Here is a 255-nt window from a genome sequence, read left to right as displayed (position 1 = left end):
GACGTTCTTGATGCCCGTTTGGCTTACGTTTTCCTTTCATGGGTAAGGTTTTTTCATCGAACACCTTTTCCTTGAAACGCCGATAAAGCGTCCGCATGGAACAGTCAATGGGTTTTTCTTTACGCCCAATAATGACATCGGGTGTCCAGCCCTGTGAGACTTTTTCTTTAATGTAGACTTGTTGGTCTGCAGGAAGGACACACTTACGTCTACCACACCGTTGTTTGTTTTTCTTATATTGTTGGTAATACTCAA

Annotated in this window: 1 pseudogene; it reads right to left on the bottom strand. The window is 42.7% G+C overall.

Features of this window, described 5'->3' with window-relative positions:
* Nucleotides 1–255: pseudogene (locus ACEN33_RS12550) on the bottom strand (IS30 family transposase); the annotation flags it as partial.

The sequence above is a fragment of the Ruoffia sp. FAM 24228 genome (assembly GCF_045528575.1).
GTDB lineage: Bacteria > Bacillota > Bacilli > Lactobacillales > Aerococcaceae > Ruoffia > Ruoffia halotolerans.
Note: the sequence above shows the minus strand (reverse complement) of the source record. Positions and strands in the feature narration are given on the sequence as shown.